This is a genomic window from Xanthobacter dioxanivorans, assembly GCF_016807805.1.
In the GTDB taxonomy this organism is placed as follows: domain Bacteria; phylum Pseudomonadota; class Alphaproteobacteria; order Rhizobiales; family Xanthobacteraceae; genus Xanthobacter; species Xanthobacter dioxanivorans.
Map to the genome: position 1 here is coordinate 825629 of NZ_CP063362.1, position 17604 is coordinate 843232.

Here is a 17604-nt window from a genome sequence, read left to right on the forward strand (position 1 = left end):
TGCCCCACCCGCTATGCGGGCGGACCTGATGAACTCCCACCCGGGCCGCGCCCGGATCGCGTCAATGCCGCAGGCCCGAGCCCGCTGGCGCCACCGGCGCCGGATGATCCTCGACGACAAAGCCGCCGGAAGCGGCGAAATCGATGCGAATGCCCTGGGTCGCCGCCCGCGACGGCCCGTCGATGAACACTTTCACGCCGGCGAGCTCGATGACCGTGTCGCCGTCCCGCGCCGCGTTCTCCAGGTGCATCAGGTAGCGCACCCCCTGGTGCGCGCCCGCCGCCGCCACCACCCGCACCCCCTCGGCATCGGCGGCGCGCGAAAGGGCCACCTTCACTGCCGCCACCGCGCTGGTCGTAAGCGTGATCATGCTGAAATCCACCTGCGCCGGAAGCGCCCGGCTACAGCACTGGCAAGGCCTGTGCCAGACAGCCAAATCACTGATTTAATTTATTATTTCCGTCATGCCCGACGTGTCGCAAACGCGACAGCTGTCCGCCTTGTGCGGTGTTCGACAGGGTGATGACAGACGAGGCCCGCATTTACGCACCGGCTGCCTCCGTAATACTACGTAAGGCGCTCCGGCGGGCGGGCGGCGGCAGCTTTTTCCGCGCGAATACAGTTTCACCACGGGCCCGGCCACCGCGGCGGGGCGACGACTGCAACGGCGCCCGTCAGGCGGGGGTGATCACCACCTTCACGTCGGCGGGCTTGGCCCAATAGGGCGCGGAGGTCACCAGCACGTGGGCGCCGGCGGCGGCATAGGCGGCGGCATTCTGCAGGTTCACCCCGCCCGCCGCCGCGACCTTCGTGGCCGGCGCCCGCGCCGCCACCAGCGCCGCCACGACACGGATCTCGTCCGGCGTCATCTTCTCGCACTGGAGCACGTCGGGATGGGCGGGAAGCACCTTCTCCACCTCTTCCGGCGTCTTCACCTCCACCACCACCTTCTTCTCCGGCGCCGCCCGCCGCAGGAGCGCGACACCCGCGGCCGCATCGGTGAGGAACGCCTGGTGCTCGGGAAACAGCAGCAGCGTCTCCGACAGGCCGAGGCGATGGGGAAAGGCGCCGCCGGCGCGGATGGCGGCGATCATCTGCGCCTTGGCGCCGGGCAGGGTCTTGCGGGTGGTCACCACCGCCACGTCCGGCGCCACCTTGCGCGCGGCGGCGATGATGTCGGCGGTGAGGGTGGCGATGCCGGAGAGATATTCCACCAGGGTCTGCGCCACCTTCCACGCCTTGAAGATGGCGCCGGCCTCGCCCTGGGCCATCAGGATGGTTTCACCGGCGGGGACGCGCGCACCCGTGGCACGAAGGATGTCCGCCGTGCCGCCCGCGGTGCGGAACAGGGCCTGCGCCACCTCCACCCCGCACAGGGTCGATTCGGAGCGCATGGCCATGGTGAGCCGCGCCGGAGCCTGCGAAAGGGCCAGGGCCTCGGTGGTGAGGTCCCCGTAGGGGACATCCTCGGCGAGCAGCGCGTCCAGCGTCGCCTGCGTCCACCATGTATAGGTCATGCCCGCCCCCTGCTGCCCCGCGCCCGCCGCCCTATGGCGGAAGCGATACAGCTTGAAGGCTTATCGCGGGCCCGCCCGTCCGGGCAACCGGGCGGAAGCGGCATTGCGCCGCACACGGCGACACCTCGCGCTGCAACAATTTGCGATTAGTTTGCGACAGGGAGGGGTACGGCCCCACCGGGCGATCGCGTCGCAAAGGCGACAGGATGCCGGGAGTGCCGCGGCCCGTCCTGGAATGGCTCGCATTTTCAGCGGGGAGCAGCCTCTGGCGCGCGACTTGCTTCCGGTGCGGGGACCGCACGTTCCAAGCATCCCACATTCCATTTCGGAGACTTCAATTCATGCTCGGCATCGGCAGCACCCTCCCGGCCTTCACCGTCACCGGGGTGAAGCCCGGCTTCAACAGCCACGAAGAGAACGGCGTGTCCGCCTTCGAGGAGATCACGGAAGCCAGCTTCGCCGGCAAGTGGAAGATCATCTTCTTCTACCCGAAGGACTTCACCTTCGTCTGCCCCACCGAGATCGCGGAATTCGCCCGCCTCGCCAAGGACTTCGAGGATCGCGACGCGGTCGTGCTCGGCGGCTCCACCGACAACGAGTTCGTCAAGCTCGCCTGGCGGCGTGACCACAAGGACCTGAACCGGCTCCCCATCTGGTCGTTTGCCGACACCAACGGCTCGCTCACCGACGGCCTGGGCGTGCGCTCGCCCGCGGGCGTGGCGTTCCGCTACACCTTCGTGGTCGATCCCGACAACGTCATCCAGCACGTCTACGCCACCAACCTGAACGTGGGCCGCAACCCGAAGGACACCCTGCGCGTCCTCGATGCGCTGCAGACGGACGAGTTGTGCCCGTGCAACCGCGAGGTCGGCGGCGACGTGCTCAAGGTCGCCTGAGCCGGAAGGAGGACGAATGTCCATCGAGACCCTGAAGGACCAGATCCCGGCCTTCGCCAAGGACGTGAAGCTGAACCTCTCGGCCCTCACCCGTGAGGATTCCCTCACGCCCCAGCAGCTCTACGGGCTGCTGGTGGCGTGCGGGATCACCACCCGCAATCCCGACGTCGCCCGCGCCCTCGAGGCCGAGGCGGCGGCGCATCTGACCCCGGCGGCGATGGACGCGGCGAAAGCCGCCGCCTCCATCATGGCCATGAACAACGTCTACTACCGCTTCACCCACCTCGCCTCGAACAAGGCCTACGAAACCCTCCCCGCCAAGCTGCGCATGAGCGTGATCGGCAATCCGGGGGTGGACAAGGCGGATTTCGAGCTGTGGTCGCTGGCGGTCTCGGCCATGAACGGCTGCGGGCGCTGCATCGATTCCCATGAAAAGGTGCTGCGCGAAGCGGGCATCCGCGAGGACCAGATCCAGGTGGCGGTGCGCATCGCCGCCATCATCGCCTCGGTGGCGGTGGCCCTGGAGGCCGCCGGGCAGAGCCTGGCGGTCGCGGCCGAGTAGACGCCCTTCACCTGGCGTAACGGGAACAGGCCGGAAGCAGCGCTTCCGGCCTGTTCTGTTTCTGCCCCGTCCTCAGGCCGGCGCGGCCTCGCGCTTCTTGGCGTGGCGCAGCAGCTTCAGGCATTCGATCGTCGCGGCGAGATCCAGGGCGGAGAAGCCCTCGGGCGTCTCGGGCTCGGGATCCGCGCCGCGAGCCAGCAGCTTTTCCACCACCTCCGCCTTGCCGGCGGAAGAGGCATACATCAGCGACGTGGCACCGTTGTCGTTGCGGTTGTCGATGGTGATGCCCGCATCCGCCAGCCGGTCGATAATGTCCAGATGGCCGCCCACGCAGGCGAGCCACAGGGCCGTATTGCCATCCATGTTGCGGGCGTCGAGGGCGGCGCCGGCGGCGATCAGGGCGTCCACCACCTCGCCCAGCCCTTCGCGACACGCCTTCATCAGCGGCGTCATGGCGTTCTCCACCGTGGCATTCACCCCGTCCGGGGGAAAGCCGAGGCTCGCCAGCCAATGGGCGAGCGCCGCATCGGGCGTGGCGGCGGCGGCGCGGGCGCTCTCCAAGCTGCGCCAGGCCTCAAAGCCGCCGTCCAGGCTGAACACCTCGGCGAAGCCGAAATCGGACAGGGTCTGCGCATATTCCCGGCTGGCATGGCCGTGATAGCAATAGATCAGCACCGTCTGTGTCTTCGGCGTGCCGCCGATGATATCGGACAGGCCGGAGAAGGTGATGTTCCTCGCCCCCTCCACATGGCCCGCGGCATAGGAGGCGGCGTCGCGCACGTCGAGCAGCAGCGCCGTGCCGCCGCCCACGATGGATGCGGCCGCCTCGACGCCGATGCAACGGAAGGGAATGCGCTGTCTCATGCCGATCTCCATTGGGGGAACGCGCCGGGCGGGTCGCATCGCGGCCGACCGGATGACCCGTTCCGTCTTCCGATGCCGCGGACGGCGGCGCCGGTCCCGGCGGGCTCAGGCCGAGCGGCCGGGATAGGCCGGCTCGGTGGTGATGCGGGTGTCCGCGGCCGGACCGCCCACGGTGAAATGATAGAGCGACTGGAAGGCCATGCCCTCGATGCCGAGCAGCCGGTGCAGGTCGTCGTCGAAGAAACAGCCGATGCCGGTGCCGCGGAAGCCCGCCGCCTCCGCCTCCAGATACAGCGCCTGCCCGAGCAGGCCCGCCTCCCAGTGGAGCTGGCGGTAGCGCCACGGATCCCCGGTCACCGTCGGCTCGAACTCGCTGAGCATGGCCAGGGCGAAGCTGCTGTCGCTGGCGATGGCCTGGTGGCAGCTGATGGTGCGGGCGATGGCGCGGCAGTCCGTCTCCACCAGCCGGAAGAGCGGCAGGTGCGGCGGGCAATCGTCCGGCACCGCCCACTGGAAATCGGCGCGGAGCGCGGCCTTCAACCCGTCCACCACGCCGTCCCGCCGCGGCAGCGCATAGAGCCCCGGCGCAAGCCCCTCCACCCGATGCACGAAGATGAGCGGGTGGATGCGCGGCGCGTAGGTCCAGGCATCGAACGGCGCCGCCGCCCGCACCAGCAGCGCGTCGAGGAGGCCGAAGAAGGCCTCCCGCGGCATGGTGCTTCCTTTCGCCGAAAACTGCTGCGCGCTGCGGCGGGCGAGGATGACGCCGGCGGCCCGCGCCTGCGCCATCGCGGCGCGCGGCGGGGGCGGGGATGGGGACATGGGCGTGGTCTCGGGCACCGGCTCCCCGCCTCCATGGGTCGCGGCGCTGACCTGGTCGATCACCGGCCAGCGATAGAGGGGGTGGCGGTCCAGCACATTGGCCGCGCCCGACCAGCCCGCGTCATCCGACACCGACGGTCGGACGACAGGGGCGACGCTCCCCGGTGTCGGGTCGGTGTCGATGGCGATGAGGATGTCGGGATCCTCCCGCTCGGCGCCGGGAAAGTCCTGCGCCCGGTCGAGCCCGGTCAGCCGCGCGATCTCGGCCCTGCCGATCCCCTCCACCATGCGCGCCGACCAGCCGAGGCATCCGGCGGCGTAGCGCACCGCCCCGAGGGCGTGCCCGAGATCGAGCTGGCAGTAGCGGAAGGCCCGCTCGCCATATTTCCAGGCCTCGCGCCAATGGACCGAGGACAGCGCCAGCCACAGGCGGCCCCCGCCGCTCCCCGCCGCCGCGACCCGCCGCTGCTCCAGCACATGGTCCCGGCTCACATAATGATGCACGCCGTCCGGCAGGCCCGGCACCCGCTCGGCGATCACGTAGGCTTCGGTGGGGTGCAGGTTGCCGCTGGAGGGATTGCAGCGCACCGCCCAGCGGTCCGGCCCGTATTGCTTCCAGGCGGCGAGCCCGAAGGACACTTCCAGCAGCAGCGCCACCCCCGCAAGGTCGAGCACCGCCGCCGGAACGGCGCCGGGCGTGACCATTCCGGCGAAGGTGACGCCGAGCCCTTCCGCCGCCAGCGGCAGGGCCAGGCGCGGCGCGCCCTCGAACTCCCGGAACGGGTTGGGCTGCATGTCCCAGTCGAGGGTCTCCGGCCCCGCCGCATAGGCCTTCAGGCTGTGCTTGGTCCGCGCATGGTAGGCGAGCGCCACATCGGCGGGCCGCGCGGCGGGAGGGACGGCGACGTTCATGGCCGGACCGTTTCCGCCCCGGCGGAAGCCGCCGCCGGCTCCGGGCACGGCGTGTGCGCATGCGGCCGCGAGCAGCCCTCCAGCGCTCCGGGCTCCGGCAGCCCGAGCAGCGAGAGCACCGGCTCCCGGTCGAAGCCGGCGCAGCGGAGACCGTCCGCCTCCACCAGCGGACGCCGGATCAGCAGCGGCTCGGCGAGCATCATGGCGATGGCCGCGTCCGCGCCGACGGCGGCCGGATCCACCGCGCCCGACTTCACGTGCGGCGCGGCCGGATTGAACCAGGCGGCGACCGGTGCATCGCCGAAGAAGCCGCGCAGCCGCGCCGCGGTCCACGGCTCGGCCAGCAGGCTCTTCACCACCAGCGTATGGCCGGCCGCGGCGAGCGCCTGCTTCTGCCGGGCATTGGTGCCGCAGCCGGGCTTCTCATAGAAGGTGACGGTCGCCACGGAACGCGCCTACTTCAGCACGGAAAGCTGGACCAGGGGCGCCGCGCCGCCGCGGCCGAGCACCGTATCGACCTTCTTGCGTACCGCCTCGAGGGTCAGCGGCTTCACCACCGCGCCGTGGGCGCCGGCCTTCAGGCCGGCCACCGCCACCGCCTCTTCCGCCTTGTCGGTGACGATGAGGATGCGCACATCCGGAAACCTGCTCTTCATCTCGGCGATCAGCCCGTCGCCATGCCGCTTGAGAAGGGAGACGCCGAGCAGCACCACGTGCGGCTGCAGCCAGCCGGTGCCCTTCTCGTAGGCCTCCTCGGGGGTCGCGAGCTCGTGGGTCTCGATCTCGTCGTGCAGCATGAACTGGAGCGCCGCGCGCGTGATCTCGTCCTCGTCCACGACGAAGACGCGCCGCTGGTCCACCGCTTTTGAAGTCTCAACGCCGATCTGCATCTTTGCCCTCGCTCGCTCGTCGCGGGCACCCGTTCGCTCGCCCGCGCGAAGGCGGGCCGGGCGCGCCGAAATCCCCTCGTGCAAGTTCCGTTCCTGTCGGGAAATCCGGCGGCGGCTGTTCCAACGGCTGCGCCGGCAGCGGGCAAAGCGGGCCGCCGTCTTGTTTCAATTGCGACAGTGGCCCACCCGCTGTCGGGTTCGACACACCAGCAAAGCCGCCATGCCGCACCATTTCGAGGCGCCTGTTTTGATGCAAATCAAAGCCTTGGGCCGGGTGGCGGCAAGTGGCACGCTGGTTGCTCCTCCTGCGGCGCAACAGCGAGTGAGGGCTGAGTGCACGCCTAGGCCACCGCCAGCGTCGCGCTCCTTCCCGTAACCCGCGGGGCGTTTCCGACCGATATTGCTGACGAGAGAAACGGCCTCGCGCCAATTGCGCGGTGGTCTTCTGAAATAGGTTCGAAGGAGAGCAAGATGTCGCTGCGACAGATCGCGTTTTACGGCAAGGGTGGCATTGGCAAGTCCACCACGTCCCAGAACACCCTGGCTGCGCTTGCGCAGATGGGCCACAAGATCCTCATCGTGGGCTGCGACCCGAAGGCGGATTCGACGCGCCTGATCCTGCACGCGAAGGCGCAGGACACCATCCTTTCGCTGGCCGCGAACGCGGGTTCGGTGGAAGACCTCGAGCTCGAGGACGTGATGAAGGTGGGCTTCCAGGACATCCGCTGCGTGGAGTCTGGTGGTCCGGAGCCGGGCGTCGGCTGCGCCGGCCGCGGCGTGATCACCTCGATCAACTTCCTTGAGGAGAACGGCGCGTACGAGGACATCGACTACGTGTCCTACGACGTTCTTGGCGACGTGGTGTGCGGCGGGTTCGCCATGCCGATCCGCGAGAACAAGGCTCAGGAAATCTACATCGTCATGTCGGGCGAGATGATGGCCATGTATGCGGCCAACAACATCTCGAAGGGGATCCTGAAGTATGCGAACTCCGGCGGCGTGCGCCTGGGCGGGCTGGTGTGCAACGAGCGCCAGACCGACAAGGAGCTGGAGCTTGCGGAAGCGCTTGCGGCCAAGCTTGGCACGCAGCTGATCTACTTCGTGCCGCGCGACAACATCGTGCAGCACGCGGAGCTGCGCCGCATGACGGTGATCGAGTATGCGCCGGACAGCGGCCAGGCGCAGCATTACCGGAACCTTGCGACCAAGGTTCACGGCAATGCCGGCAACGGCATCATCCCGACCCCCATCACCATGGACGAGCTCGAGGACATGCTGATGGAGCACGGCATCATGAAGGCCGTCGACGAGAGCCAGGTCGGCAAGACCGCATCCGAGCTCGCCGTCGGCTGACGCTGAAGTTCGGCGGGCCGGATCCAACGATCCGGCCCGCCGCCCCTGACGCCCGGCCACGCGGGATTTCCGCGAATATTTCAGTCGGCTGCGCGTGACCTTTTCGATACGCCTTTTCATTCGACGTACCGTCGAGACTTCTCAGGCTTTACCGGTCCCTCGCCGCAAGGCGGGGGACCATTGCCGCGGGAAGACCGCACGCTTCAGGCGCCGCGGCACGTTTGCGACATCCCCCTTCGCATCCCCACTTTCGCCGCCGATGCGCGCGATACGAACCCGACATCTCCGGCCCTGACGACAGATCCCGCCGCGCCGGGACGCGAGTGGCGCACCGCCGGCCGGCGCCGATGTCGCGCACCCGACGCAGCCCCCGCCTGGCCCGCCCCGCGATGCAGGCGCGCCCCGGGGGACGGCGTCCGGTGGGCCCGATTTGCGACGTGTTCGCCGGCAGGATCTCGAATGCGACGCGGTCGCAGCAATCGGCTGTCATCTTCCTGACAAGACGCTGCCGATTGCGCGGGGGTCACGTCCGGCGGGATCGGCGCAGATCCGACAATCACCGGATAAAAGGCTGATATCACTTATGTTTTAATCCAAGAAACAGCTTGGTACGCCGCTTGCTAGTCACTGTGCAGGAGCCGTGGTGAGGGCTCGGAGCAAATCTATGCACATCGTCGTCTGCATCAAACAGGTCCCGGATTCAGCGCAGATCCGCGTCCATCCCGTCACGAACACGATCATGCGGCAGGGCGTGCCGACGATCATCAATCCTTACGATCTGTTCGCCCTGGAAGAGGCGATGCGCCTGCGCGACACCTTCGGTGGCGAGGTCACGGTGCTCACCATGGGCCCGCCCTCGGCCGAGGACTCCCTGCGCAAGGCGCTCACCTTCGGCGCCGACCGCGCGGTGCTGCTGACCGACCGCTTCTTCGCCGGGTCCGACACGCTCGCCACCAGCTTCGCCCTCGCCACCGCCATCACCAAGATCAGCCAGACCTGGGGCGCCCCGGACGTGGTGTTCACCGGCAAGCAGACCATCGACGGCGACACCGCCCAGGTGGGTCCCGGCATCGCCAAGCGCCTCGGCCTCATGCAGATCACCTACGTGGCGAAGGTCGCGGAATTCGATCCCGCCGAGCGCACCATCACCCTGGAGCGCCGCGCCGAGGGCGGCACGCAGGTGCTGAAAAGCAAGCTGCCCTGCCTCATCGCCATGCTGGAAGCCACCAACGAGATCCGCCGCGGCACCATGAACGACGCCCTGCGCGCCGCCCGCGCCGAGATCGTGAAATGGAACGCCAAGGACGCGGGCGTCGAAGACATGAACAAGTGCGGCCTCAAGGGCTCGCCCACCATCGTGAAGCGCGTGTTCGCGCCGGGCGCCCGCGCGGAGAAGGCGAAGTTCATCGAGGCGCCCGAGGGCGGCAACCTCGCCGAGGCGCTGATCGCCGAGGTGTTCAGCCGCCAGCCCAATCTCGAAGCCGACCTGACCGCGCTGGCGCGCGGTTTCTGACGGGCCTCTCACGAGCCGCCGAGAACAGAGAGCCGACCATCATGAGCGAGCCGAAGACTCCCAAAGCCCCCGCCGCCGGCGGACGCGCTTCGACCAAGAAGGAACTGCCGGACCACTTCAAGGCGTACAAGCACGTCTGGGTGTTCATCGAGCAGGAACGCGGCCAGGTCCACCCGGTCTCGTGGGAACTGATGGGCGCGGGGCGCCAGCTCGCCGACAAGCTCGGCGTGGAACTCGCCGCCGTGGTGCTCGGCGCCGAGGGCGAGACGGTGCGCGGCGCGGTGGCCGAATCCTTCTGCTATGGCGCCGACCTCGCTTATGTGGTGTCCGACCCGGTGCTCACCGACTATCGCAACGAGGCCTACACGGCGGCGATGACGGACCTCGTGAACACCTACCAGCCGGAAATCCTGCTGCTCGGCGCCACCACGCTCGGCCGCGACCTCGCCGGCGCGGTGGCGACCACCCTTCTCACCGGCCTCACCGCCGACTCCACCGAGCTCGACGTGGATGCCGACGGCTCGCTGGCGGCGACCCGCCCGACCTTCGGCGGCTCCCTGCTCTGCACCATCTACACCCTCAACTACCGTCCGCAGATGGCCACCGTCCGCCCGCGCGTGATGCCCATGCCGATCCGGGTGGAAAAGCCCATCGGCCGCGTCATCGAGCACAAGCTCTCCGTGGTGGAAGCCGACATCGTCACCAAGATCCTGAACTTCATTCCCGACCGCGATTCCAACAAGGCGAACCTCGCCTATGCGGACGTGGTGGTCGCCGGCGGCATGGGCCTCGGCTCGCCGGAGAACTTCCAGCTGGTGCGCCAGCTGGCCCAGGCCATGGGCGCCGAGTTCGGCTGCTCGCGCCCGCTGGTGCAGAAGGGCTGGGTGTCCTCCGACCGGCAGATCGGCCAGACCGGCAAGACCATCCGCCCGCGGCTCTATATCGCCGCCGGCATTTCGGGCGCGATCCAGCACCGCGTCGGCGTGGAGGGGGCGGACCTCATCGTCGCCATCAACACCGACAAGAACGCGCCCATCTTCGACTTCGCCCATGTGGGCATCGTCACCGACGCCATCCGCTTCCTGCCGCTCCTGACGGAAGCCTTCGCCAAGCGCCTGTCGGCCCACTCCAGCGACAAGCTCGCCAGCTAGAGGATCTCACGATGATCGACGAAAAATTCGACGCCATCGTCGTCGGCGCCGGCATGGCCGGCAACGCCGCCGCCTACACCATGGCGAAGCGTGGCCTGAAGGTGCTCCAGCTGGAGCGCGGCGAGTATTCCGGCTCGAAGAACGTGCAGGGCGCCATTCTCTACGCCGACATGATGGAAAAGATCATTCCCGACTTCCGGGAAGACGCTCCGCTTGAGCGCCATCTCATCGAGCAGCGCTTCTGGATGATGGGCGAGAGCTCCCATACGGGCCTCCACTACCGCTCCGACGACTTCAACGAAGAAAAGCCGAACCGCTACACCATCATCCGCGCCCAGTTCGACAAGTGGTTCTCCAGCAAGGTGCGCGAGGCCGGCGCCCTGGTGGTGTGCGAGACCACGGTGACCGAGCTGGTGCAGGACGCCTACGGCAAGGTGATCGGCGTGAAGACCGATCGCGGCGGCGGCCAGATCCATGCCGACGTGGTGGTGCTGGCCGAGGGCGTCAGCGGCCTGCTCGGCACCCGCGCCGGGCTGCGCAAGATCCCCAAGCCCACCGAGGTGGCCCTGGCGGTGAAGGAAATGCACTTCATGCCGCAGGAGGTGATCGAGCAGCGCTTCAACCTCAAGGGCAATGAAGGCGCGGTGATCGAGGCCGCCGGCACCATCTCCGAGGGGATGACCGGCATGGGCTTCCTCTATACCAATCGCGAGTGCGTCTCGCTCGGCATCGGCTGCCTGGTGTCGGACTTCCAGAAGAGCGGGGAATCCCCCTACCAGCTGCTCGAGAAGTTCAAGCGCCATCCGTCCATCGCGCCCCTCATCGAGGGCTCGGAAGTGAAGGAATATGCCGCCCATCTCATTCCCGAGGGTGGCTACCGGGCGATCCCGCAGCTCTTCGGCGAAGGCTGGGTGGTGGTGGGCGATGCGGCGCAGCTCAACAACGCCATCCACCGTGAGGGCTCGAACCTCGCCATGACGTCGGGCCGCATCGCCGGCGAGGCGATCTTCCAGGTCAAGTCCCGCAAGGATCCCATGACCACGGCCAACCTGTCGCTTTACAAGAAGATGCTCGACGACAGCTTCGTGATAAAAGATCTCAAGAAATACAAGGATATGCCGCAGCTTCTGCACATCCAGTCGCAGAACTTCTTCCTCACCTATCCCCAGCTGGTCAACAAGGCCATGGAGAACTTCGTGCGCGTCGACGGCACGCCGAAGAAGGACAAGGAAAAGCTGACGGTGAAGTCCTTCACCTCAGCGCGGTCGTGGGCGGGCCTGTTCGGCGACGCCTTCCGCCTCGCCCGCGCCTGGCGCTGACCGTCGTTCGATCAGCCCGCACAACCTACCGGAACCCGCGGCGGACGCTTCCGCCGCCCCACCCTTTGGGAGAGTCCCATGGCCAGCACCGAGACCGCCGTCCGCGTCGAGGACAAGCTCTTTCAGAACCGCTATCTGGTGGATTCCGGCCGCGCCCACATCAAGGTGCGCGCCCATTCCACCCCCACCCCCGCCCTCACGTCGCTGCTCACCGCCTGCCCCGCCCGTTGCTACGAGCTGAACGACAAGGGGCAGGTTGAGATCACCGCGGACGGTTGCGTGGAATGCGGTACCTGCCGCATCATCGGCGAGCCCACCGGCGACATCGAGTGGAACTATCCGCGCGGCGGCTACGGCGTCCTGTTCAAGTTCGGCTGACGTCCCGCCGTGGCGACCGCCGCACCCGCGCGGCGGCCGCCGGGGCCATCGACGGCGCAGAAGACGCGGCGGCACACCGCCGCCACGCACTTGAGGTCTGGCACGACGACGCCTTCGCCCCTAGATTGGGGACAGGAGGTGGGCATATGTCTGCACCATTGGCCTCAGGATCCGGGACCGCGGCCGAAGCCGGAAACACCGAAGCGAGCGCCGTTGAAGCGCCCACGGTGGAAGCGCTGGATTGGCAGGGACGCCCCCTGCGCTGCCAGGACTGCCCGCACGAGGACATTCGCGCCGAAGGGCGCTGCGACCTCGGCAAGGTTTGCGTGGCGGACCGCCGCAGCAAGCGTATCGCGCGCTTCTTTTCCAATAACGCCACGCTCGCCGCGCGCTATCTCGACCATCCCTACTTCGAGGTGCGGGCCCTGGCCGCCAGGCATGCCAGCATCTTCCTCCTTCCGGCGCTCAAGGATGATCCGGAGCCGGACGTGCGGATGGTTGTCGCCCTCCGCCTGCCCCTGATCCGGGTGAAGGACATGCACCTCGATCCGGACCCGCGGGTGCGCATCGCCCTCCTCGCGCGGCTGGAGGGAAGCGACGTCGTGCCCTTCTTCTCCGATGCGGATTACAACGTGCGGATCGCCGCCGCGCGGCGCGCGCCGCCCGATGCGCTGATCATGCTGATGCGCGATCGCGAACCGGAGGTCCGGCGCGCCGTCGCCCGGCGCATGCCGCAGGCCCATCTGGCGCGGATGGCGCGCGATGAAGATCCGCTGGTGCGGCTCGAGGTGGCGGAGCATCTCGCACCGGGCGCCCTCCAGATCCTCGCCGCCGATCCCGACATGCGGGTGCGGTTCACCGTGGCCGAACGGATCGATCCGCGCTTTCTGGCGCCGCTCACCCGCGACAGCGTCCCGCCCATCGCCGAAGTGGCACGCCAGCGGCTGGCGGGAGACTGATGGCGGTTTCCACCGCGCGTCCGACACAAGGCCCGCCGATCGGCGGGCCTTGTGCTTTGCCGGCGCTTTTCGGGCGGAGGGCCTCTTCCGGCGGCCCGACCGGCGAACGGCGCAAAAGCCGGTCAAAAGCGGATGAGCCGGCAGCGTCCGCCGGGCACGCCATGCCATTGACAGTCGTTCGCATCCTTTTGAAATAGATTTCGGCATTTTTATTTTGTGCGACGCACCAATTCGTCGGTAAAGGCGCGACGCCTTCAACAAATGGCACCCAACCTGCATGGCAAAGCTGTTGATGAATGGCAGAGCGAGCGCGACTGCCCCTTTGAATTGACGCTCGAAGATCGAGGATGCCATGATCGAAGTCACAGCAAGCGACGTGAAATTCTCCGCCTATCGGGCGGATCCGGATGGCACCCCCAAGGGTGCCGTGGTGGTGCTGCAGGACGTGTTCGGCGTCAATGCCGACATCCGCAAGATCGCGGACGGCTTTGCCGCCGCGGGCTATGTGGCCGTGGCGCCAGCGCTTTTCGACAAGGTGAAGTCCTCCATCGAGCTGGAGCCGTCGGCCGTGGACGAGGGCCGCAGCCTTTCCGCCGAGATCGGGAACGACTGGCCGCTGGCGGCCATCCAGGCCACGGTCGACACGGTGAAGGATGCCGGCAAGGTGGCGCTGGTGGGATATTCCTGGGGTGGCTATCTGGCCTATCTCGCCGCCAATGAAGTCAAGGGGCTGGCCTGCGCCATCGGCTACCACACCGACGGCCTGCTGGGCGCCATGATGGAAAAGCGCCGCATCCCGACGCTCATCCATTTCGCCGAGCAGGATCCGGAGAATCCGGAAGAGGACGTGGTGCAATTCCGCGCCCGGCGTCCCGACGTTTCCGCCTTCTCCTATCCCGGCGCGAGCCGCGGCTTCAGCTATCCCGCCGGCGCGGCCTATAATGCCGAGGCGGCCGAGAAGGCGCTGGAGCGCACCTTGTTCTGGATCTCGCAATATGTGGTCGGCCAAGGACCCGTGCAGCTCAAGAACGCCGGTGCCTATGCCCAGGCCAAGACCGAGAAGAAGGGCAAGAAGAAGACCGCCGACGACGACATGGGTCCGCCCCTGGACTGAGGGTCGATCGAGGCTTTTGCTGAAGGAGCACGGCTTGATCGCGCCGGCGCATCCGTGCCACCGCGTCCGTGCCATCTTGGCCGGGCTTGCCGCGGACGTCGGCTGCGGCCGATTCCAGCACCTGCAATCGGAACCCGCGCGCATGCGGGTTCCGACGCCCCGCGCCCCACGGCCGGGATCGGCTTCCCCCGCCTGCAAGTGGCTCGGCCATCGCCGCAAACGATCCACCAGCGCCAACGATGTCCGCGCCTGAAGCGCGGATGCACCCATCGGGGTGAGGTGGCTGGACCGGATCTGGCTCCGGCACACGCTTCCTCCCCACACGGGTTCGTCAGGACGATTCCGGCTGGATTTGGCGGCCCCGTTGGGTCAATCTGCGAGACTTCCTGTCCCGAACCTGCCGAACGGGAGACCGCCATGAGCGTGATCGAGCACGATTTCGGCGCGGACAAACGGCGCAAGGAGCGCCGGTTCCGCGATCTTCTGAACCTCGACGCCCTTCATGAGCAGAACGTCCGCAACAATCCCCTGCCCTACCTCGAGCGCGCCAGCGAGCGCATCTACCAGCTCGAACGCACCCTGTTCGAGGCGGCCCTGGCGGCGCGTGCGCCCACAGGCGGCGACCCGTCCGGGCCGACGGTGACGGTGAGCGAGGCCGAGTATCAGCGTCTTCTCGCCTGCCGGGCGCTGGTGGATGCCGCCCTCGCCCAGATCCAGGCCGCGGCGGACAAGGACGACGCGCTCTAAGGCGACGCCTCCGACGCGCCGCCGTCGCCGATCATCGGGACGGAGCGCGATCCGAACATTCGCCCGGGGAATCGCCCTCTCCCTCAAGAGGGTTTTCGAGCGAAGTGGCGACCGGGTCGCGTGAAGAAAACGCGACCACGCAAAGAGCCAGCCGTTTCCCCGATTGCGTGAAAAGGGGAAACGGCTGGGGCCCGATGATCGGCGCCGGGTTCAAGTGGCCGGTCAGTTGTGCACGGACGGGGGCGGAGACCACTGGTACAGGTCGCCCCAGCCGCTCTCCGCCTTCACCTCGTGGGTGAATCCGAGCTCGCCGAGCGCCACCGCAAAGCCGAGTTGCTCCCCGCTCTTCACGCTGGCCAGCAACGGGACCTTCCGCCCCTGCAGCTCGCCGAGCAGCGCGGGCAGCACCTTTTCCTCGCGCGCCCCCGGCGCCACCGCCGCATAGGCCACGTGGATGGCCTCGCCGTGGAGGAAGCCCCAATCGAAATCGTCCCGCCGCGCCAGAAGGGCGCCGACGATGCCCTTCTCGTTGTCCACCAGCACCGGGGAGAGTCCCGAGGTGCAGCAGGCCATCAGCTCGGAGAGGATGCTTTCCTGCTCCAGCTCGTCGTCCATCTTGAAGGGAACCTCGGCGGACACCTGGCGCAGCAGCCCCCAGATGCCCTGCACGTCGCTGAGAGACGCGATGCGTCGGGTCAATTCGCTCATAACATCACTCCGAGTATCCAAAAAATAACTTGCGGATCTTAGGTGATCTGGCGAATTTTTCAATATTCGTGATACTCTTTCTGCGGATCACTTGAGTGTCGCAAAGCATACGGCGACGCGCCGCCCTGTCGCGTCGCCGACACCCGATTGCGCGCCTGCCACGCGCGCAGCAGGCGCGCAGCAGGGATGCCCCGGCCTTCGCCGCCGACACGGGCGATGGCAAGAACCTTGCTCGCGGGCGAAAGGCGGGGCCGCGCGGCGCGCCCCGCAGATCTGCTGGAGCGAGGCATGTCGGATATGGAAGGGTTCTTCATCGACTGGGATGGCAACGCGCGAAGCGTGAGCGACCCCGGCGGCGGCTATCTGTGCGAAACCGACATGGTCGCGAAATACGTGGCCATCACCACCAAGACCGGTACGCTGGTGCATGAGGGCACCTATTACAAGACCATGGAGGCCATCACCAAGGCCGGCATCAAGGCCTCGTTCGTCCCCGGGTCGCATCCCTGGGGCTCGAAGGAAGACGGCTTCTGAGCCTGCGGGCGCAATCCGCGCCCGTTCCTCCGGCTGCGCCAGCAGCCGTCCACGCCGACACACAGCAAGTAAACCAAGGGGATTCGGCGATGCTCCCGACGACGATTCTCATCGATGAGGCCCCGCGTTGCGTCGTTCGTGCCAACGACACGAAGGCCCTCACCCGCTTCCTGCGCAACGCGAAATCCTACCTGCTCGCGGACAAGCCCGCAGGCACGATCACCCACCGCGCGGCCTCCGAGGCGGAGGTCGCCAAGTGGCGAAGCGCGCTGGAACTGCACCTGGCCTGGGGCGGATCCGACGAAGACTTCTTCGGCATTCCCCTATAGCCGCACGCGGCCGCGACAGCGCCTCAAGGGCGCGCGGCGTGCCCCGTCGTGTCGTGCGGGTTTCCGGCGGTGTTGCGCATCCAGTCGGCGAGCTTTGCCAGGGCGGCATAGATCTCCTCGCGCGCGGTGGCGTCGCTCACCGTCTCGTCGAGCGCGCCGCGCATGCACAGCAGCCAGGCGTCGCGCTCGTCATTGCCGATGGCGAAGCCCATGTGCCGCTGCCGCAGGCGCGGATGCCCCTTCTCCGGCGAATAGAGCTTGGGCCCGCCCGTCCATTCGGAGAGATAGCGCTTCAGCACCTGCTTGGTGCTGGCGAGGTCGTCCGCATGCATGGTGCGGATGCCCTCGGCCTCCGGCAGGCGATCCATGCGGGCGTAGAAGGCCTCCACCAGGCGATCGATCACCACCGCGCCGCCCAGGCGCTCGAACATGCTCACCGTTTCGACCACATCGGACATCTTCCACCTCGCGGATGGGAGGACAGGCGGCGACGCCTATTCCTCCATGTTGGGCAACAGGATCACTTCCGCCGGCGCGCCGGCGCCCTGGGCGTCGACGAAATCGAGGGCCGAAACCAGGGAGAGGCCGCCGCCATTCTCCATCAGCACCACCGCCTCCGGCGGCATGTTGCCGAGCGCCTCGATCAGCTGCGCCACCGTCATGACCCTCTCCGTCCTTGCTCCAGGCCCCGAACTCAGGCGGCGGCCAAGGGCTGGCCCGCCTCGTCGAAGGCGACCACCACCGTATCCTCGTCCACCATGGTCACCTCCGCCCGGCGGATCGCGCCATTGGCGTGGTATTCATAGCGGTGCGCCAGCTCCACCTCGCCATAGACCATCTTGTCGAAGCCGGTGAGCAGCCCCGCCGCGTCGAAATAGGCGCGGATGAAGGTGTTCCTATGGGTGAGCTGCGCATCCGGAATGGCCTCCACCAGCCGGAACGGCATCTTCACCCCCGTGTAGGTGACGAAGAAGCGGCATGTGGCCGCCTCCTCGCCGCGCGTCGCATTGCCTGTCATGCACCGTCCGCCATGGAA

22 protein-coding genes are annotated in these 17604 nt (G+C 67.8%); 12 read left to right on the top strand and 10 right to left on the bottom strand.

What is annotated here, in order from left to right; all coding sequences use genetic code 11:
- Positions 1–61: 61 nt before the first annotated feature.
- Positions 62–370, bottom strand: coding sequence for a HesB/IscA family protein (locus EZH22_RS03915; RefSeq protein WP_203194466.1), 309 nt, complete (start codon positions 368–370; stop codon positions 62–64).
- Positions 371–674: 304 nt separating this feature from the next.
- Positions 675–1517 (bottom strand): ModD protein, encoded by an 843-nt coding sequence (gene modD / locus EZH22_RS03920; RefSeq protein WP_203194467.1) that lies wholly within the window; start codon positions 1515–1517, stop codon positions 675–677.
- A gap of 341 nt (positions 1518–1858) precedes the next feature.
- Here modD and EZH22_RS03925 point away from each other — a divergent pair, with 341 nt between their 5' ends.
- Both EZH22_RS03925 and EZH22_RS03930 read left to right on the top strand, forming a co-directional pair.
- Positions 1859–2413 (top strand): peroxiredoxin, encoded by a 555-nt coding sequence (locus EZH22_RS03925; RefSeq protein WP_203194468.1) that lies wholly within the window; start codon positions 1859–1861, stop codon positions 2411–2413.
- Positions 2414–2429: 16 nt separating this feature from the next.
- Entirely contained in the window at positions 2430–2975 is a 546-nt protein-coding gene (locus EZH22_RS03930) for a carboxymuconolactone decarboxylase family protein (RefSeq protein ID WP_203194469.1), read from the top strand.
- Between the two features lie 72 nt (positions 2976–3047).
- On the opposite strand, the gene EZH22_RS03935 is transcribed toward EZH22_RS03930, so the two are convergent.
- The 4 genes from EZH22_RS03935 to EZH22_RS03950 form a co-directional block, all read right to left on the bottom strand.
- Positions 3048–3839: an ankyrin repeat domain-containing protein gene (locus tag EZH22_RS03935; RefSeq protein ID WP_203194470.1), complete on the bottom strand. Its 792-nt coding sequence runs from the start codon at positions 3837–3839 to the stop codon at positions 3048–3050.
- Between the two features lie 105 nt (positions 3840–3944).
- Entirely contained in the window at positions 3945–5573 is a 1629-nt protein-coding gene (locus EZH22_RS03940; protein ID WP_203194471.1) for a SagB/ThcOx family dehydrogenase, read from the bottom strand.
- Entirely contained in the window at positions 5570–6019 is a 450-nt protein-coding gene (locus EZH22_RS03945; protein ID WP_203194472.1) for an ArsC/Spx/MgsR family protein, read from the bottom strand. The genes EZH22_RS03940 and EZH22_RS03945 overlap by 4 nt, the downstream gene beginning before the upstream one ends.
- Positions 6020–6028: 9 nt before the next feature.
- Positions 6029–6463 carry a response regulator transcription factor gene (locus EZH22_RS03950; RefSeq protein ID WP_203194473.1) on the bottom strand — a complete coding sequence of 145 codons (435 nt, stop codon included), beginning with the start codon at positions 6461–6463 and terminating at the stop codon, positions 6029–6031.
- 471 nt (positions 6464–6934) lie between these two features.
- Here EZH22_RS03950 and nifH point away from each other — a divergent pair, with 471 nt between their 5' ends.
- The 8 genes from nifH (at position 6935) to EZH22_RS03990 (ending at position 14997) form a co-directional block, all read left to right on the top strand.
- Complete coding sequence (nifH, locus tag EZH22_RS03955) at positions 6935–7816, top strand: nitrogenase iron protein (RefSeq protein ID WP_203194474.1); 882 nt, start codon at positions 6935–6937, stop codon at positions 7814–7816.
- 664 nt (positions 7817–8480) lie between these two features.
- Positions 8481–9329, top strand: a complete 849-nt coding sequence (locus EZH22_RS03960) for an electron transfer flavoprotein subunit beta/FixA family protein (protein ID WP_203194475.1) — start codon at positions 8481–8483, stop codon at positions 9327–9329.
- Positions 9330–9370: 41 nt separating this feature from the next.
- A complete protein-coding gene (locus tag EZH22_RS03965) occupies positions 9371–10480 on the top strand; it encodes an electron transfer flavoprotein subunit alpha/FixB family protein (RefSeq protein ID WP_203194476.1) in 1110 nt (369 codons plus the stop codon).
- Between the two features lie 11 nt (positions 10481–10491).
- Complete coding sequence (locus tag EZH22_RS03970; RefSeq protein WP_203194477.1) at positions 10492–11799, top strand: FAD-dependent oxidoreductase; 1308 nt, start codon at positions 10492–10494, stop codon at positions 11797–11799.
- Positions 11800–11877: 78 nt separating this feature from the next.
- A complete protein-coding gene (locus EZH22_RS03975) occupies positions 11878–12177 on the top strand; it encodes a ferredoxin family protein (protein WP_203194478.1) in 300 nt (99 codons plus the stop codon).
- Positions 12129–13136: a 4Fe4S-binding leucine-rich repeat protein gene (locus tag EZH22_RS03980; protein WP_231711289.1), complete on the top strand. Its 1008-nt coding sequence runs from the start codon at positions 12129–12131 to the stop codon at positions 13134–13136. The genes EZH22_RS03975 and EZH22_RS03980 overlap by 49 nt, the downstream gene beginning before the upstream one ends.
- A gap of 352 nt (positions 13137–13488) precedes the next feature.
- A complete protein-coding gene (locus tag EZH22_RS03985) occupies positions 13489–14250 on the top strand; it encodes a dienelactone hydrolase family protein (protein ID WP_203194479.1) in 762 nt (253 codons plus the stop codon).
- A gap of 417 nt (positions 14251–14667) precedes the next feature.
- Entirely contained in the window at positions 14668–14997 is a 330-nt protein-coding gene (locus EZH22_RS03990; RefSeq protein ID WP_203194480.1) for a hypothetical protein, read from the top strand.
- A 222-nt stretch (positions 14998–15219) separates the two neighbouring features.
- Here EZH22_RS03990 and EZH22_RS03995 read toward each other — a convergent pair whose 3' ends face one another.
- Complete coding sequence (locus tag EZH22_RS03995; protein ID WP_203194481.1) at positions 15220–15705, bottom strand: hypothetical protein; 486 nt, start codon at positions 15703–15705, stop codon at positions 15220–15222.
- A gap of 288 nt (positions 15706–15993) precedes the next feature.
- On the opposite strand from EZH22_RS03995, the gene EZH22_RS04000 reads away from it, so the two are divergent.
- Positions 15994–16239 (top strand): hypothetical protein, encoded by a 246-nt coding sequence (locus EZH22_RS04000; protein ID WP_203194482.1) that lies wholly within the window; start codon positions 15994–15996, stop codon positions 16237–16239.
- An 89-nt stretch (positions 16240–16328) separates the two neighbouring features.
- Positions 16329–16568, top strand: coding sequence for a hypothetical protein (locus EZH22_RS04005; RefSeq protein WP_203194483.1), 240 nt, complete (start codon positions 16329–16331; stop codon positions 16566–16568).
- Between the two features lie 23 nt (positions 16569–16591).
- On the opposite strand, the gene EZH22_RS04010 is transcribed toward EZH22_RS04005, so the two are convergent.
- Genes EZH22_RS04010 through EZH22_RS04020 form a run of 3 tightly spaced genes read right to left on the bottom strand, consistent with a single transcriptional unit; the run spans position 16592 to position 17586 of the window.
- Positions 16592–17026, bottom strand: coding sequence for a group II truncated hemoglobin (locus EZH22_RS04010; RefSeq protein ID WP_203194484.1), 435 nt, complete (start codon positions 17024–17026; stop codon positions 16592–16594).
- A 36-nt stretch (positions 17027–17062) separates the two neighbouring features.
- Positions 17063–17230: a hypothetical protein gene (locus EZH22_RS04015; RefSeq protein WP_203194485.1), complete on the bottom strand. Its 168-nt coding sequence runs from the start codon at positions 17228–17230 to the stop codon at positions 17063–17065.
- A 32-nt stretch (positions 17231–17262) separates the two neighbouring features.
- Positions 17263–17586, bottom strand: coding sequence for a DUF6156 family protein (locus tag EZH22_RS04020; protein WP_203194486.1), 324 nt, complete (start codon positions 17584–17586; stop codon positions 17263–17265).
- Positions 17587–17604: the final 18 nt, after the last annotated feature.

Coding starts and splice junctions, on each gene's coding strand:
- EZH22_RS03915 (WP_203194466.1), bottom strand. CDS start 370: ATGATCACGCTTACGACCAGCGCGGTGGCGGCAGTGAAGGTGGCCCTT.
- modD (WP_203194467.1), bottom strand. CDS start 1,517: ATGACCTATACATGGTGGACGCAGGCGACGCTGGACGCGCTGCTCGCC.
- EZH22_RS03925 (WP_203194468.1), top strand. CDS start 1,859: ATGCTCGGCATCGGCAGCACCCTCCCGGCCTTCACCGTCACCGGGGTG.
- EZH22_RS03930 (WP_203194469.1), top strand. CDS start 2,430: ATGTCCATCGAGACCCTGAAGGACCAGATCCCGGCCTTCGCCAAGGAC.
- EZH22_RS03935 (WP_203194470.1), bottom strand. CDS start 3,839: ATGAGACAGCGCATTCCCTTCCGTTGCATCGGCGTCGAGGCGGCCGCA.
- EZH22_RS03940 (WP_203194471.1), bottom strand. CDS start 5,573: ATGAACGTCGCCGTCCCTCCCGCCGCGCGGCCCGCCGATGTGGCGCTC.
- EZH22_RS03950 (WP_203194473.1), bottom strand. CDS start 6,463: ATGCAGATCGGCGTTGAGACTTCAAAAGCGGTGGACCAGCGGCGCGTC.
- nifH (WP_203194474.1), top strand. CDS start 6,935: ATGTCGCTGCGACAGATCGCGTTTTACGGCAAGGGTGGCATTGGCAAG.
- EZH22_RS03960 (WP_203194475.1), top strand. CDS start 8,481: ATGCACATCGTCGTCTGCATCAAACAGGTCCCGGATTCAGCGCAGATC.
- EZH22_RS03965 (WP_203194476.1), top strand. CDS start 9,371: ATGAGCGAGCCGAAGACTCCCAAAGCCCCCGCCGCCGGCGGACGCGCT.
- EZH22_RS03970 (WP_203194477.1), top strand. CDS start 10,492: ATGATCGACGAAAAATTCGACGCCATCGTCGTCGGCGCCGGCATGGCC.
- EZH22_RS03975 (WP_203194478.1), top strand. CDS start 11,878: ATGGCCAGCACCGAGACCGCCGTCCGCGTCGAGGACAAGCTCTTTCAG.
- EZH22_RS03985 (WP_203194479.1), top strand. CDS start 13,489: ATGATCGAAGTCACAGCAAGCGACGTGAAATTCTCCGCCTATCGGGCG.
- EZH22_RS03990 (WP_203194480.1), top strand. CDS start 14,668: ATGAGCGTGATCGAGCACGATTTCGGCGCGGACAAACGGCGCAAGGAG.
- EZH22_RS03995 (WP_203194481.1), bottom strand. CDS start 15,705: ATGAGCGAATTGACCCGACGCATCGCGTCTCTCAGCGACGTGCAGGGC.
- EZH22_RS04000 (WP_203194482.1), top strand. CDS start 15,994: ATGTCGGATATGGAAGGGTTCTTCATCGACTGGGATGGCAACGCGCGA.
- EZH22_RS04005 (WP_203194483.1), top strand. CDS start 16,329: ATGCTCCCGACGACGATTCTCATCGATGAGGCCCCGCGTTGCGTCGTT.
- EZH22_RS04010 (WP_203194484.1), bottom strand. CDS start 17,026: ATGTCCGATGTGGTCGAAACGGTGAGCATGTTCGAGCGCCTGGGCGGC.
- EZH22_RS04015 (WP_203194485.1), bottom strand. CDS start 17,230: ATGACGGTGGCGCAGCTGATCGAGGCGCTCGGCAACATGCCGCCGGAG.
- EZH22_RS04020 (WP_203194486.1), bottom strand. CDS start 17,586: ATGACAGGCAATGCGACGCGCGGCGAGGAGGCGGCCACATGCCGCTTC.